Here is a 16,407-nt window from a genome sequence, read left to right as displayed (position 1 = left end):
CGCACCAGGGCGAAACACTTGGCATCGTTGATCAGCGCCGAGAGGTTGATCAGATCAGGGGTGGCCATGATGCCACGGGCTCCTCGCGCGAGACCGTTCGCTATCCCGCCCCCACACACAGCATCACAGGCCGCCTCCGGGCACGCTACCCAGGCCTGGCTCCATCACCCCGGATCCCGACAAGAGCCTCGGTGTTTTGGAATTTTATATCGGACCAAACTCGCAAAAACGTTCCATAGTGGTAACACGCCCTTTACGCGCCTATTCAGCGAAGAACTTTAATATGTTTTCTACCCAGTGCGCGGTAGGACGAGATCGGTATGACCTTCACACTCAATGGCATTCTTGATCCTGGCGAGTGGAGCGAGGCAACGCGTCTCGACTATGTGCCCGGTGCGAGTCCAGTCGGCTACTCCCTTTATGGCACAATTGAGGGTGGGGCCTTCGTTTTTTCCCTCCAGAGCGCGACTACTATCAATCCAAACACGACTATTTGGCTAAACGTCGACCATGACAATTCGACCGGATACCAGATCTTTGGAATTCAGACCGGTGCAGACTTCAATATTAACTTCATCGACGATGCCGGTGCCGTAGTCCCCCGTCTTTATACGGGAGCTTCCGGCGAGGTTTTGAAAGATGCCATTACCGACTATGCTTTTTCAGCCGATAAACAATCGGTCGAGTTTAGGGTTCCGCTCAGCCTACTCGGTATTACCACACCTTCCGCAGTTACCGATGTGTATGCGGACGTCAACGATAGCGTTTACTTGCCCGGCGACTATAGCCAGCCCGGCTATAGGCTGATCGACCCTGCCACGCTGCCGCAAGCCACCGACACGAGCTTGAAGGTTGGCATTGTCTACTCCGCCACCAGTGCGGCCAAGTTCTTCGACGGCACGGCCTACTCGGATCTGTTCATGGCGGCCCAGAACCAGGCCGCCATGGCCGGAGTGCCCTACGACCTCCTCACCGAGGCCGACCTCAAGGATCTCAGCAAGCTCATCAACTACGACGCCCTGATCTTTCCGTCCTTCCAGAATGTCAACAAGGCCGACCTGACTGCCATTCAAAGTACGCTGGACACCGCTGTCTACAAATATGGCGTTGGGCTCATCACCGCCGGCAATTTCATGACCAATGACGAGACGGGAGCCGCACTGGCCGGCGACGCCTATGCTCGCATGAAGTCGCTGCTCGGTGTCGGGTTGCAAGGCAGCGGAAGCGGTCAGGTCGTCGTCAAGGCCGGAGACGTCACGCATCCAGTGATGAACGGCTACACCACTGGAGAGCAGATCCGCGACTACGCCAGCATCGGCACGCAATACTTCAGCGACCTCACCGGCGGGGCCAAGGTCCTCGCCACGCAATCCATCAACGGCGGCTCGGCCCAGAATGCCGTCCTGGCCACGACGACAGGCGGCAAGAACGTCCATTTCGCAACCGAGGGCATGCTGGCCGACAACAACATGCTCGAGGACGCGATCGACTGGGCGGTGCACGACGCGTCAAAGCCGGTGCTCGAGCTGCAGATGAGCCGGCAGTCCGCTATTTTTGCCTCCCGCAACGACCTCGACGAGGCCATGCAGCCCGCCGAAGTGGATCCGGCCGGCACCACTCCGGGCATCTACGACAAGTTGCTGCCGATCCTGCAGCAGTGGAAGGCCGCCTATAACTTTGTGGGGTCCTACTACATCGATATCGGCGACGGCACCGACGGAACCAGCACGAACTGGACGGTGTCGGCACCCTACTACAAAAGCCTGATCGCAATGGGCAACGAGATCGGCTCGCACTCGATAACCCACCCCGAGGACACGAATCTCCTCACCGACGCGCAGCTCCAGGCCGAGTTTCAGCAATCCAAGCTCATCATCGAGCAGAACTTTGCTGCCCAAGGTATCAAGGACCCGCTCGATTCCACCAAGCCTTACCTGCTGACGGGCGCTGCCATCCCGGGCGCCCCGGAGAAACTGGCGGTCTCCGAGAAGGTGATGGCGTACTACAACTATCTCTCGGGCGGCAACTCGCAGGTCGGCGCCGGCTATCCTGGCGCTTTCGGGCACATACTGCCGGGCGACAGCAAAGTATACCTTGCGCCCAACATCTCCTCCGACTTCACTCTGATCGGGTTCAAGCAGATGACCCCGGACCAGGCCACGGCGGCTTGGCAGCAGGAGTGGAAGGATGCGACCGCGCATGCCAGCCTGCCGGTCGTGGTCTTCCCCTGGCATGACTACGGGATCACCGGCTACGAGCCGGGCTACAACGTCCAGATGTTCGAGAGCTTGATCAAGACTGCCTTTGAAGCAGGCTCCGAGTTCGTCACGCTCAATGATCTGGCGCAGCGCGTATCGGCCTTCGACACTTCGAGCCTCAAGTACGACATGGTCGACGCGAACACCATCAGCGTGACCGTCGGCTCCGGCGGATCTCTCGGTACCTTCGCGCTCGACCTTTCTGGGCAGACCATCAAGTCCGTCGCGGGAATGTACGCCTATGACGTGGACAGTGTGTTCCTGCCGAAGTCGGGCGGCACCTTCACGATCAGCCTTGGCGCGACCCCGGACGATGTCACGCACATCACTGCGCTGCCGTCGCGTGCGGAGCTGCTCGCGGCGACGAGCCCGGGTGGGGGCGGACTGGATTTCTCCGTGGTGGGCGAGGGCACGTTGCTCGTCGACCTCGAGGCCCTGAACGGCCGCAGCGTTTCGGTTGCCGGCGCGCAGATCACCAGCCTCACTGCCGACAAGCTGGCACTGAACCTCACCGGATTCGGCCAGCACGACGTCTCCATCCGACTGCAAGCGGGGCCACCTTCCGAGGTGGTGCAGACGGTCGCATTCTCGGCCGATAGTGGGACCAGCAATAGTGACTTCATTACTAATGTGGCGATGCAGACTGTCACTGGTACCTTGAGCGCCTCCCTGGTTGCCGGTGATACGGTGAAGATCTCGGTTGACAACGGTGCTACTTGGCATACGGCCACGGCAGCCGTGGGCGGCACCACCTTCTCGCTGAGCAATCTGGCGCTGACGAACAACGGGACGCCGCTCCAGGTACGGGTCGAGAGCGCGGCTGGCCTAGCCAGCAACACTCTGCTGCAGGCCTATGTGCTGGATCAGACAGCGCCGTCCGAGGCGGTATCGATTGTCTCGATGGCGAAGGACACCGGCGCTCCCAGCGACTTCATCACCAATGACGGGAGCGCCGACCGTGCCGTCGCAGGCACCTTATCGACCATGCTCGCCACGGACGAGACCTTGCAGGTCTCCTTCGATGGCGGCAGCACCTGGAGCAACGGCTCGGTGAACGGCACCAACTGGACCGCAACGGACAACGCTGCCCATAGCGCGAGTTGGACCATCCAGGCCCGGGTCGTCGATCTCGCCGGCAATATCGGCCCCATCGTCAGCCAGGCCGTCACCTACGACACGTCGATCCCGGGACCGTTTGTTTCTGTCTTCCGCAATGGCTCCTGGAGCCAGGAGACGCCAACGCCCTACAGCGGTCCGGTGCAGCATCTACAGTACCAACATCTAGGGACCGCAGACAACGAAGTGGTGATAGGAACCGCCAGCAATGACTTCATCAATCTTCTCGGTGGAGACGACGCTGCGAACGGTGGCAGTGGCGATGACGTCCTTGACGGCGGCCTGGGCTCGAACTTCCTCACGGGCGGCGCTGGCTCTGACGTCTTCTTTCTTGACGGTCGCAGTGGGCAAACAACGTGGTCGACCATCACTGACTGGGAGACTGGTGAACAACTCTCGCTATGGGGTTGGCGGCCCGGAGTGAGCCAGAAGGCCTGGGTCAATACTGCAGGCGCGACTGGATACGAGGGGGTTACTCTTCATGCCGATCTCAATGGAGATGGAACCGTTGATGCCAGTGTGACCTGGACGGGCCTGACGCAGGCGCAACTGCCGACATCTCACGAGTTCGATGGTCTGCTTTGGTTCACGTGACGGCAAGACCGCCGACCTGTTCGAGCGCAGCTCGAACAACTCCATTCTAACTTGGCTTAGGCACACTCCAATCGAGTGTGCCGGAGGGAGAAGAAGAATGCTTCTCGAGCGACATGGCCTGAATCTAATTGCGGTGCACCACGCGGAGCCTCAAGCAGGCGAACGAAACAGGCAGCATGCAACGGACACGTCATCAGAGAATGACACGTCTCACAGTCCGGGCAAGGTTGAGCAGGTCAGACGCCAGCCAAGAGATCGAACGCATGAGAACGCCTGGTCCAAGCAAATCCTGCAATACCTGGCCATTAACCCAGAGGTCTTGAGGGTGCCACCGCGCGTACGCTGATTAAGAGCCGTGTCCAAACATGAGCTCCCGAAGACGCGCCCGAGGTATGCGCAGTAGCCTTACTGCAGCACCAACTAAAAAATAAATCCCGTATACGACCATGCCTTAACGCGTCGTTGAGTTCGGCGAAAAACTCGTATCGACCAGCAAAGAGTGGCAGTAGTAAGTTCGCTGGCGATTCAACTTTTGTTGTAAAATTTCTTAAGGTTGTAGCATCGTAGCGCCGCTAAACGTAGCGCTACTTGGGCGTGCTTGTTTGCGCAGGAGGTACATTTGCTTAGCGAAAGTTGGCAGAAGTCGATTTCGGCTCGCGCGAGATTGCCGCTCCTGGCGACCTTCGCTCTCACCTACGCTGCCACTCAACGGCCTTCGGGTGCCGCTGCAGGCACGCGTGAGCGCTTCCTAGTTTGCTACAGCAGAGATGATCTTGCTGCCATTCAGAACTACGATCTGGCCGTTCTGGATAGCGACATAGATGCGGACCTCTCTGGCCGCCAGAACCCGGCTGCAATCCTCCTCGGCTACCTAAGCCTTGGTGAGCTTCACCGCGGTCGCGGATACTTTCCCGACGTCAGTAGAGATGGTGTGCTCTTTGACGCCAACCCAAACTGGCCCGATGCACAATTTGTCGACATGCGGGCAGCACGCTGGCGCGACAGGATTGTGACGCAGCTCGTGCCCGCAATCCTGGCGCGGGGCTTCAGTGGCCTATTCTTTGACACGCTCGACAACGCTGAGTTCCTGGAGACCCGCAACCCGGTTCGTTTTTCGGGCATGGTGGAGGGAGCTGCTGACCTAGTTCGTAGCGTTCGACATCACTTTCCAAACGTGCCGATCATGATCAATCGCGGATACGCCGTGTTGCCGCGGATCGCTGGCAAGTTCGACATGCTGTTGGGCGAATCTGTCCGCACCACTTTCGATGCCAAATCCAGGAGCTATCAGCTGGTCTCTGAGGCTGGATACCTGTGGCAAGTCGAGAGAATGCGGAGAGCGCGCGAACGCGACCCTCACCTGCGCCTATTCTCGCTCGACTACTGGGATCCTGAAGACCGCGACGGCATCGCGCGGATCTACACAGGGCAGCGGGCCAATAGCTTCATTCCTTACGTCGGGACGTTCGACCTGACCAGCATCGTGACTGAGCCATGACCTACCGTTCGGCCGTACGCAACACCCGCCTTCCCGTCTTTGCGCTCGGACTAGTCGCGGTCGCGCTAAGTCTGGCCCTTGTTCCACGAGGGCGAGAGCTTGCGCTGCTGCGCATGGAAGCCGGCGATACGCAGCGAGCAGCTGCCCTCCTGGAAGCAAAGTTCGTTGGGGGAGACCGCTCGCCCGCAACGATAGCCGCATTGGCGCGCGCGCGGGTCAGCATAGGCGATGTCGTAGGCGCCATGCAGCTGCTTGAGACATTGATTGCGCAACGGCCCCGTGACGCCGGCGCCCTGAACACGCTTGAGCAGCTCCAGCGTGCCTCCGGTCGTACCGAAGGGCTCATCCGTACCCTCGAGATGCTGCAGACCGTGGCACCGAGAACAGATCGCCTACGCGATCTGGCGGGGCTCTATGCCAGAAACAGCCGGAGGCCGGAGCAGCTTGCGGCGCTGCGCAACCTCGTCCAGCAGGTCGGCTCAGAGCCGGACGACTTCGTAACGTTGGCACGATTGGAAGCGAGCATTGGACGGCCCCTCGCCGGCGTTGCGGTGCTGCGAGATATGGAGGCACGTCATCCGGAGGCGGTGGATGCAAGTGTCATCGCGCTGGAATTAGGCATGCTGCTCGTTGCCAAGGAGCCCGAGCAAGCCCTGGCGCGCGGACGGCTCTGGCTAGTGGGGCGAAGCGATCTGGCGCAGTCTGCGCCCATTCTCGCGGGAGAGATCAGCGTTGGGGGCCGTCCGGATCTCGCGGTAGCCTTGTTGAAGCAATACGCTGGCGCCGATGCAGATCCGCGCCTGATCGCTGCGATCGCTCAAGCCGAGAGTGATGCGGGTGATCCCGCTGCGGGGTTGAGCCGGCTCGAGCAGCTCGATCCGGCAAAGGACGCAAGAGGCGGGGTACCCGTGGCGATCCTGCGTCTCCGGCTTGGCCTTGCGGTCGGCAACGTCGATCGTGCCATGGCTGCAGCCGAGCGTGTGGGCTGGCTAGACGTGCCGGACGACGGGCTACAACAATTATCGACCATGGTTTTGGCGGCTGGGCGAATGGACGCGCTGCAACGTTTGGCAGCAGCGGGCGAGAATTACCTGGTATCCGTACCAGTCCTGGCGGCGCGGATCAGGCTGGCGCTCGGCGATGCGGACGGCGCGCGCCGGTGGAGTGATCGCGCGACATCGACCGTCGTGGGTCAGCCCAATGTGGCCGTTCAGTTGGCGGAAGTTGAAGTCCAGCTGGGGCGGAGCGATCGAGCTGCGGCGCTGCTGGTCGACGCTGTACAGGAGCCGGACCTGCCGCCAACTGCCCTGCCCGCAATCGCTGGCCTCTTTATCCGTGCTGGGCGGGCTGATAAGGGCGCGATAGCCCTGGATCGGCTCCGTCGGAGCCGGGCCTCGCTTGCGGCGGACAGCGCTTGGGCGCTCGCCACCATCGCGGCTGGTCGTGCCAAGGAGGTGACTGCCTGGCTGTCGGCCCGCGGACGAGAGGAGCTTCCCGCCGACCTGCTGCAAAATGTCATCCACGTTGCTTTGGATGCGGGAGCGCGCGGTCTGGCCTTGCAGGCAGCAGAGCGACTCACCTCAATTCGAGGCAGCGCCGATGACGGGCTGCTGCTCGCTCGGCTTCTGTTTGATAACGGGCAGCTGCGCCGGGCGCTGGAGTGTTTGCGCGCGCTACCAGCCGGTACCAGTGTACCCGACGATTTTCGGGCGGCTGTCCTCCTTGGCGCTTGGCGTCAGGGGGCGCCGGTCGCGGACGAGTTGCGGGCCATCTGGCTGCGGCGCCTAGAATCGGCAACAAATACGGCCGATCAAGCGGCCTCCATCTCCCTCTTGTTCGAGCTGCGCGCCCACGCCGAGCTGATACCGGTGCTGCATATTCTCGCCCGGCAGGCTCCCGAGCGCTGGCTTTGGGCCTATAGCGAGGCAGCGGTCGCAGCGAGGCGGCAGGCTGATCTCACTGCGCTTTGGATGGAGCTCGTCAGCCGCCCGGGGCTGCCAGCTGAGCTGCGACGCCAACTGGCCTTCAAGTTACTTGAGGCCGGCGACAAACGAGCGGCAGAGCGAGCCTTCCGTGTTCTCGCCGCCACTTCGCCGTCCGACAGTCCGGATGTTCGCCAGCTCCTCTTCCTCTGGGGACCGCGGCCCACGGCGGAGCAGCTCGATTGGATTGAGGGTCGGGCTCGCGTGGCTAGCGGCGCGGAGCAGGGAGCCTGGATGCGCATCCTGGCCGATCGCGGCGCTCCAGCACGTTCCGCTGCGGTCTACCGGGCCGCGACCACGCGGGGCGGCGCGTCCGAATCCACGCTCGGGGCTTACTTGGCCGCTCTGCAAGCGCAAGACGATCGAACGGCGATGGTTGCCGCGGTGCGTGAGGAACTGCCGCGGGCAACGACGGCGGGTCACTTGCGACAGTTGGCGGATCTCGCTGCCCGTACTGGTGATACGGAGATGGAGCGGCAGGCCCTGGAGCGCTTAGTAGCAACGGCCGGATGGGACCGCGATACGCAGCGCCGGCTCGGCATACTGGCTTATTTGCGGCGGGACATGGACGTGGCGGAGAGGCTCCTGTTGGCGGCAATTGCGCAGACCGGAGGTGACTACGACACGCAGATGATTCTTGGCGACATTGCAGGCCGGCGACCCGGCGCGGCGGCAGCACGGTCACACTACGCCGAAGCCCTACGCCTGCTGGAGAGCTCGGGAGATAGGTCGTTCCGAGGAAGGATAGTTCGTGCGAACCTGCTGCACCGACTCGGGCGGGACACCGAGGCCACACGGCTGTACGAGGTCCTCCTCGCTGAGCGCCCCAGTGACCGAAACCTGCGTGCCGATTACGCTGCCATGCTGATTGAGCAAGGCTCGCTGCGGCATGCCAGCGACTTGTTGGCCGGCCGATGACACCGTCTCTCCTCCCCGGTCCCGGCATCGCCCTGGCGGTGCTCGCGGTCCTCCATGGCGGTGTGGCGGCAGCCACTGAGTCCGGACCGGTAGCGACACTGCAATGCACGGCGGAACCACCCACAAGGCTACGCGGCGCGGACGCTGATGCGACCGACGCGGCCGTACAGGCCGCGTTACATCAACGCACGATGGGTGCCGCTGAGGACCCAAGCATTGCGATCGAGACCGTAGCGCCCGCACCAGTCGGCCGGCAGGTTCTGGTCGATATTCCCATGCCTGGAGCATCCGGGGTGATGCTACAGCAGCAGGGCCGTGAGGTCCTGCTGTCCTCACCGCAGGCCCTGCCGCCGATCGATCTGCGAGCGCTTCAATACTGCGCGACCGATATGATCGAGGGAATCAGTGTTGGCTACGACACTCTGCTGCTAAGCCTTGCTCCGGGTGTCACCGTCACCCACACACATATTCAGGGCGGACTTCATCTCGTCCTACGGCACGCGGCAATGCCGGCGCACGAGGCGGGACAACCGGCTGCGGCTGTCGGCGGAGCCAGCGATGAAGCGCATGCGGACGAACGGCGGGACGACGTACCATCAGCCAGCGATCAGGGCGAACTTCGTCTTCGCCTCTTGGAGGCCCAGCTCCTGCTGCAGACCGGGCAGCTCGGTGAGGCACACCGGCGCTATGAGGCCCTGCGTCAGGACATGCCAGCGAGCCCGGACCCCCTGAACGGCCTCGCCAGCCTCGCCCTGCGTGGTGGGCGCTGGCGCGAGGCCAAGGCTTTGTACCAGGAAGCATTGCTGCTTGATCCGGGAGAACCTGGGGCCGCGGCGGCGGTCAGGGCTATCGACCGCGCCACGGCTCCGCGTTTGCGGTCTGAAGTGGAGTACCGCGAGACCGAGGGTGGCGTAGGGACCGGGCGGGCCACTGCCGTCATTGGCGGGGTCAGCGGCCAGCAGCCCTTCGGTCAGGGCTGGCGCCTCGGTTTTGCGGCAGACTTCGCCCAGGTGGACGCCTCGCAGGTGTTGAAACGGAATGGCACGGTCGGATCTTTCTCCGGCCAACGCCAAAAGGCCGAAGTCTATGTGCAGCATGATAGCCTTGGCGGGCAGGTCATCGTTGGATCGCTGTTTCTGAACGGAGACACACCGGGCCTCGGGCTCCGCGCTGAACTGCCCGACACCTGGGGCGCGACGACATTGCGCGCCGAATATCACAGACCAAATTGGGACTTTTTCCAGAGCCTGATCGATTATGGCACGCGGGACCGGCTGGCAGTCGGCCGCCGCCAGCAGCTCACCACCGATCTCACGGGGCGACTTGAGGTCGGCGGTAACCGCTACGGCATCCAGGGCGACCGGGATGTGGCGGATACGATCTCGGTTACCGGAGAACTGCGGCTTGGCAATCTGGCTGGGGTCCGTGGCTTCTCGACGGCTTATGTTTTGGATAGCGAGTACCTGCTTCGTCGGGCCGACCGGATCGGAGCCGACGGGCAACGCTTCGCACCGCTGCAGATTTTCGAACGAGAGGTGCATGCCCTGACTCTCGGCTATGCGGGGGTTTGGAAAGATAGAACCAAGGAGCGAGCTTTAACGTACGAGTTGTCAGCAGGCTATGGTGTGGACCGTTATGGCAAGGCAGGGCCACTCGTGGCGGGGAACCTCGGTTACGTCCTCGGCAGCCTCGAGGTCAGACTGCGGGGAAGTTACGTAGAAAATATTGGTCGCACACGAGGCACAACGACGGTGCTCGGTGGCTCTTTGACGTGGGTCTTCTGACATGACACCCGCGCATGGTTCATTCCAAAAAGGGCCAAGATACCTCCTGGGCATCCGCGTCGCCGCCCTCCTCGAGATGGTGACACTCCTCGCAGTGGCTCTGTTGGTCGACACGTTTCTGTTCGACGGCAATCGCTTTGCGGAAATCAGGCCCCATCCGTTCTGGGCGGCCGTTCTGCTCGCTGCGACGCAGTACGGCACGAAGGAGGGCCTAGCGGCAGCCGTGCTCTCCACCGCCGGCCTGCTGGCCGGCGCTCTCCCCGAGCAGGGCTTTGGTGAGGACCTCTATGCCTGGCTACTGCGCATCAGTGGCACCCCGGTGTTGTGGTTCATCGCTGCGGTGGTACTCGGCGAGATCCGCGATGGCCACCACCGTAAGTCCGACATGCTGAAGGAGGAGTTGGTCGACACACTCGAGCAAACGCGGACTATTGCCGAGGCCTACGAGCGCCTTGCTCGGACGGCGAGCGAGTTGGAGGTACGGGTTGCCGGACAGGTGCGTACCGTGCATGCGATGTACACAGCGGCACGCGCTATTGAGCGACAGGACACGCGAGAAATCCTGATCGGCGTGGCGACCCTCGTTCGATCAGTGTTAGGACCATTGAAATTTTCTCTCTTTTTACTGAATGGCCAAAGGCTAGAGCTTGCCGCCACCGAAGGCTGGAGCAACCAGGATCGCTTCACACGCGAATTCGACACGGCTTCGCCGCTGTTCCGCGCAATTGTTGACGGACGGCAGACACTGACTGCGATAACTCCGGCGCACGAAGCGATCCTGCAGGGCGAAGGTATGCTGGCCGGTCCGCTGGTAAGTCAGGAGACCGGCAAGGTGGTTGGCATGCTCAAACTGGAAGAGATCGCTTTTGCCGAGCTCAACCCATCCAATGTGCAGAACTTCAGCATTGTCTGCGATTGGATCGGAACGGCCTACGACAGCGCCCTGCGGTTTGAGCAGCTCCAGGCGGAAAGTCTCGACGGGTCATCCCCGACCAAAGTGGCGTTAGGTGTTTGATGAACGACCCTTGCCCAGTCCTCATGTTCCCCGGATCGGCGCTGCCCCTCAGGCCCAGCGCTTGGGTCCGGACGGCAATGTTCGGGACCTCATGCGGTGTGATCTGCGCAGAGCTGGCAATCGCGGCCACCGGCCTCGGCTTGCTCACGCCGCCATCCTCCTTGCCTCTGACTCTTCCCTCAGAGGCCACGCTGTTTCTGGCGCATCTTGCCGTCTCTAGTGTCCTAATTTGCATTGCGGCGGCACTCTATCGGCGTGGCGGCCGGACGCCGACCTTCCTGCTCCTCGTGGTGTCCACTGCCACCATGGGGCCGCTCGGCTGTGTGGGGGCGGCATTGGGTGGTGTGATGCATTGGGTCTTCATTCGGCACGCGACGCCGTTCGCGCAGTGGTATGCCGCATTGTTCCCAGATATCGACACCTCACCGATCCGAGCGCTCTACGAGCGCCTGGCATTGCGCGGTGGCGCTCCCGGTCCCCGGAGCAACGTCGCACCGTTCTTGGACGTCATGGCGCTCGGCACCGTCCAACAGAAGCAAGCCGTGATCACGGTCATAGCCGACGAGTTCCGGCCCGCTTTTGTCCCTGCGCTTCGCAGCGCCCTGAATGACGTCGAACCAGCAATCCGGGTGCTGGCGGCAACCGCTTCGGCGCGAATCGAGAACTGGTTCCTTGAGCGCGCCATGGAGCTTAACGCGCACCGTGCAGCGGCCCCGGACGATCCCGATATTCTGCTCACACTCGCCCGGCACCACGACGAATATGCGAATACCGGACTTCTTGACGCCGGTCGCGCCCAAAGTGAGTGGCGGCAGGCCCTGGAATGCTACGAACTGCTCAATCAACTTCGACCAGGCGATCCTGATATCATTCAGGCAATCGGCCAACTCCTGCTGCGGCTCGACGAGCCCGCACGAGCGATGGAATGCCTAGAGCCTCTCGCTGAAAGCGCTAACGCCTCGCTCGATGTGCTGAGCTCATACTTAGATTGCCTGTACCGGCTTCGCCGTGTTGATCTGCTACGTCGTGTAGCCCGCAGGCATGGCGAGCGAATCTCCGCCTCCGGCTTACCTTATAATATACGCTGCGCCGCGCTGCTGTGGGCAGAGGGCTCAGCGCCGGACATGCTCGATGGTGGAAGTCCCGCATGAGGCTGACCACGCATAGCCGCACGAGGGGCTCTACCAAGGAAGCCGACGTTTGCCTCATTCTTGAGGGCGCCTACCCGTTTATCGCGGGTGGCGTCTCCTCATGGACGCACGATCTCATCAAGGCGCATTCCGACCTCACATTCCATCTCGTGGCACTCTCGGCAGACGAGACCCCTAAACCGCTGCGTTTCGATCTTCCGCCAAACGTCATCCAGATGACAGAGATCGCGCTGCAGCAGTCTGAACGGCGGCCCGCCAACGGAAAGGCGGTCGAGCGCATGATCAGCGAAATCGAGGGACCACTCACCCGTCTCTTTGCGAAAGGTGGGATCGAAGACTTCCGCGGTGTGTTGGCCGCACTGCGCCGGCATCCGCGCGCAGCCACTCGGGCTGCTCTCATGAACTCTGAGGCCGCTTTCGAGATGCTGCAACATATGTACGAGGCCTCGGTACCTGGCAGCTCCTTCCTCAATTACTTTTGGAGTTGGCGCTCTCTCGCCGGAGGACTGTTTTCTGTGTTGCTGGCTGAACTACCGAGAGCGCGGGTCTACCATACGATTTCGACCGGATATGCTGGCTTGTTGATGGCGCGAGCGGTGTTGGAAACGGGCCGTCCGGGCCTGCTCACGGAGCACGGCATCTACACCAACGAGCGCCGCGTTGAGATCGCCATGGCCGATTGGCTGGCTGACAAGGTCCCCGGCTCGTTCGGCATCGAAGCGCGGCGGCGCGACTTGCGAGATGTCTGGATTGAAGCCTTCATCGGCTACTCGCGTGCCTGCTACGAGGCTTGCAGCACGATTACCACTCTCTACACCGGCAACCAAGTGCTGCAGCTCCGCGATGGCGCGCCGCAGGATCGCCTGGCCGTCATCCCAAATGGCATCGACTATGATGGCTTGTCAGCCATTCAGCGCGACGTCTCGCCCCGGCCACCAACGGTCGCGCTGATCGGCCGGGCCGTACCGATTAAAGATGTAAAAACTTATATTCGCGCAGCTGCCATCTTGCGCGACATGGTACCGGGAGTCCGGGTCCTCCTGCTGGGGCCAACGGATGAGGACCCTGCCTATTTCAAAGAATGCGTGGACATGGTGAGCCATCTCGGACTACGGGGCACCTTCGAGTTCACTGGGCGGGTGAGGCTGCACGATTACCTCGGTCGGGTCGACGTTATCGCGCTCACTAGCATCAGTGAGGCACAGCCTTTGGTGCTGCTGGAAGCGGGGGCGGCGGGGGTGCCGAGTGTCGCGACCGATGTCGGCTCCTGCCGCGACATTATTGAAGGGCGTGCTGACGAGGACCCGCCTTTGGGGCCAGGTGGCTTCGTGACCCCGCTTGCCAATCCACTCGAGACAGCGCAGCGATTGGCGGATTTGCTGCTCGACCCGGCGCTGCGCACGCGGTGTGGCGAGACCATTCGGCTCAGGACGGAGCGTTACTACAATAAGAAGGTGGTCGATCGAATCTACCGCGAGCTGTACGATGCACACCTGTGCCTACCGAACCGCTCAAGCGTATTGGCGGCCGCCTGATGGCTGGCATTGGCTTTGTGCTGCGCCGTCTGGCGCGGCAGGACACACTCAGCGCAGGTCTACGGGCCTACGTGCATGCCGTCGCGGTCTCTTCGGGTCCCTGGCTCTTTACCATTTTGATGCTTGGCGGCATCGAGCTGTTCGGGCGCGGCATTCTCGAGAGTGACGAGCTCCAGCGATTTTCGCTCATAGTAATTTACGATTTTGCCTTCTCGTTGGTGGTCTCTGGCCCCATTGTGCTCGTAGTTACCCGCCGTCTCGCGGACGCGATCCACGCCAAGGACGTGTCCGGGGTACCAGGCATGTTCCTAGGGGCACTGCTTCTGATCCTCGTTATCGAGGCCGCGCTTGGTGTCCCGTTTTACGGCTTCATTGTCGACATGTCGCTGGGCGAACGGCTTTTGGCATTGGCTGGCTTCTTGGTGATCGGCGGCATCTGGCTCGCCGCAGCCTTCATGTCCGCGCTCAAAAGTTTCGAGACGATCTCGGCGGCCTTCGCCATAGGCAGTGCGACTGCTTTCATTGGGGCGACGCTGTTAGCGCCTGATTTCGGGACGACCGGAATGTTGGCCGGCTTTATCGCCGGAATGGCAGTCATTTTTTTCGGACTTGCTGCGCGTATCTTCGCTGAATACCCATACACGGTCGAGCATCCGTTTGCATTTATTGCTGACTTCCGCCGCTACTGGGAGTTTGCAATGGTCGGGCTACTGTATAATGCGGCAATTTGGGTCGACAAACTGATCATGTGGTTCGCGCCCGGGCGCGTGGTGATCGCTGGGGCAATGCCGGCTCACCCGACCTATGACGGGGCAATGTTCTTGGCCTATCTCACTATTGTGCCGACAATGGCGGTCCTTTTGGTCTCCGTAGAGACACGGTTCTTCGAGCGCTATCTCCGCTTCTACCGCGACATTGAGAAACATGCGACAGCCACTGAGATCCGGAGCAACCACAAGGCCATCCTTCGTACCCTCGGTGAGGGGCTGCGCAACATTGCCGTGTTGCAGGCCACTGTGTGCTATTTAGCCATTCTAGTCGCCCCTGGTCTCATTGGTCTCGCTCGTGGTGGCGTGGAGATGGTGTCGGTCTTTCGCTTCGGCGCGCTAGGCGCAATGTTTCATGTCTTGTTATTATCAGTGATGGTTGTAATTTCTTATTTTGATCTTCGAAGATTGTTGTTGTCGGTTTCGTTGGTTTTTTTCCTGCTGAATGCTGGATTTAGTTTGACGGCACTCTGGTTAGGGCTTGGTTACCACGGCTACGGTTATCTCATGGCAACACTGTTTGCGCTAATATACGCCTATTCAGCAGCAGCCTCATGCATCTTGCGTCTGCCCTACATGACGTTCATCGGCAACAACCGAGGACTGCGGTAGCCAACACTTGCCTAGCCTAAGCAGACGACTTTCTGGGCGAAATTTGTGGCAAGCCATTTTCTTTTCAAGCGAACACCGGTAGCCGGTGCAGTGTCGCTCGCTGCGACACGGTCTGCCTCCTTTGCATGTCACAGCCAAGATAGAAACTTTGTTGATTCGGATCTCGAGGTGATGATTACCTCAAATGCTTGTCTTGGCCGCCTAGCACGGTCTGGCTACACAAGGGGTGAAAGGTTGTTTTAATCATTAACGCCTCATCCATTACTCATACCGCACTAAAATTAGCGAAGTGTCGCAATAATGAAGAGTAGTCCGTTGCGGTTTATAATATACCTGTGTTTGACCTTAAAAGGAATACCGACGGTGGGTTATAGCGATCAGCAGGACGAACCGCAGAGCAAGCTGGCCATGAGCATTGATCGGCATGTCGGCCAACGCATCCGCGACCTGCGAACCATGAAGGGATTATCGCAGCAGCAGCTTGCGCGATTGATAGGTGTGACTTACCAGCAAGCGCACAAATATGAGCGTGGGCTAAACCGCATTTCAGCAGGCCGACTGTTCCATATCGCCCAAGCGTTATTTGTCCAGCCCTCATGGTTTTTTGAGGGTTTGGCAGAGCACGACGAATCCCACGATATGTCGCCGCGACAGCGCTTGTGTTTAGAGATGGCGCGCAATTTTTCGCTGATCAAAGATGAAAAACAACAAGAAGCCCTCAATCAAATGGCCCGCTCGCTGGTCACTCACCTGGATAGCGAGCAAGCCAGCTGAGAATCGGGCAGATTTCCCTTAGCGGATCGGTCAACTGCACCATATGGTCCGGAAGCGAACACGATGACCAGCCGCACACTCCTCATGTGTCCGCAGTGCGAAGCTGCTTCTTGGCATTCGACAGGGCACGTAGAGGTACCCGCGCACCTCTATTATCTCTGGTGCAGCCCATGCGCCGCCCGCGAACAGGACGAGTTTCTGAAAATGCTGATCGCATTCAGTACAGCGAAGACTTCGAATGGCGAACCGAACCACTTCGCCGTTAGAATCGGCACAAAAAAGCGCAATGGATGTAATTACCCACCCCCCTTGCGCGGAAGTGGGATGCCTGATTCGATCCTGGCATGCAGCGGGATGCGCTTGAGCGGCTGAGCAAGGCAGAGCTGATCGAGCTGGTGCTGCG

The 16,407-nt window shown here is 60.8% G+C and carries 9 protein-coding genes; all 9 read left to right on the top strand.

Going from position 1 to position 16,407, the window contains the following annotated elements:
• Positions 1-320 precede the first annotated feature (320 nt).
• The 9 genes from E2C06_RS39875 (at position 321) to E2C06_RS31260 (ending at position 16,004) form a co-directional block, all read left to right on the top strand.
• Positions 321-3,968, top strand: a complete 3,648-nt coding sequence (locus E2C06_RS39875) for a hypothetical protein (RefSeq protein WP_241671554.1) — start codon at positions 321-323, stop codon at positions 3,966-3,968.
• A 619-nt stretch (positions 3,969-4,587) separates the two neighbouring features.
• The gene (locus E2C06_RS31295) at positions 4,588-5,466 is read left to right on the top strand and encodes an endo alpha-1,4 polygalactosaminidase (RefSeq protein ID WP_165982780.1); all 879 of its coding nucleotides are present in this window, start codon (positions 4,588-4,590) and stop codon (positions 5,464-5,466) included.
• Positions 5,463-8,366: a hypothetical protein gene (locus E2C06_RS31290; protein ID WP_133292497.1), complete on the top strand. Its 2,904-nt coding sequence runs from the start codon at positions 5,463-5,465 to the stop codon at positions 8,364-8,366. The genes E2C06_RS31295 and E2C06_RS31290 overlap by 4 nt, the downstream gene beginning before the upstream one ends.
• Before the next feature lie 191 nt (positions 8,367-8,557).
• On the top strand, positions 8,558-10,150 hold the full coding sequence (locus E2C06_RS31285) for a tetratricopeptide repeat protein (protein ID WP_165982779.1): 1,593 nt from the start codon (positions 8,558-8,560) through the stop codon (positions 10,148-10,150).
• 1 nt (position 10,151) lies between these two features.
• Positions 10,152-11,165: a GAF domain-containing protein gene (locus E2C06_RS31280; RefSeq protein WP_133292495.1), complete on the top strand. Its 1,014-nt coding sequence runs from the start codon at positions 10,152-10,154 to the stop codon at positions 11,163-11,165.
• Positions 11,166-11,263: 98 nt separating this feature from the next.
• Entirely contained in the window at positions 11,264-12,316 is a 1,053-nt protein-coding gene (locus E2C06_RS31275; protein ID WP_133292494.1) for a tetratricopeptide repeat protein, read from the top strand.
• Positions 12,313-13,851, top strand: a complete 1,539-nt coding sequence (pelF, locus tag E2C06_RS31270; protein ID WP_133292493.1) for a GT4 family glycosyltransferase PelF — start codon at positions 12,313-12,315, stop codon at positions 13,849-13,851. Before E2C06_RS31275 ends, pelF begins: the two co-directional genes overlap by 4 nt.
• Complete coding sequence (pelG, locus tag E2C06_RS31265; RefSeq protein WP_133292492.1) at positions 13,812-15,230, top strand: exopolysaccharide Pel transporter PelG; 1,419 nt, start codon at positions 13,812-13,814, stop codon at positions 15,228-15,230. The genes pelF and pelG overlap by 40 nt, the downstream gene beginning before the upstream one ends.
• Positions 15,231-15,593: 363 nt before the next feature.
• The gene (locus tag E2C06_RS31260) at positions 15,594-16,004 is read left to right on the top strand and encodes a helix-turn-helix domain-containing protein (protein WP_456305199.1); all 411 of its coding nucleotides are present in this window, start codon (positions 15,594-15,596) and stop codon (positions 16,002-16,004) included.
• Positions 16,005-16,407 lie beyond the last annotated feature (403 nt).

It is taken from the genome of Dankookia rubra (genome assembly GCF_004355005.1).
GTDB lineage: Bacteria > Pseudomonadota > Alphaproteobacteria > Acetobacterales > Acetobacteraceae > Paracraurococcus > Paracraurococcus ruber_A.
The sequence above is the reverse complement of the archived record's forward strand: the minus strand, read 5'-3'. Positions and strand labels throughout refer to the sequence as shown.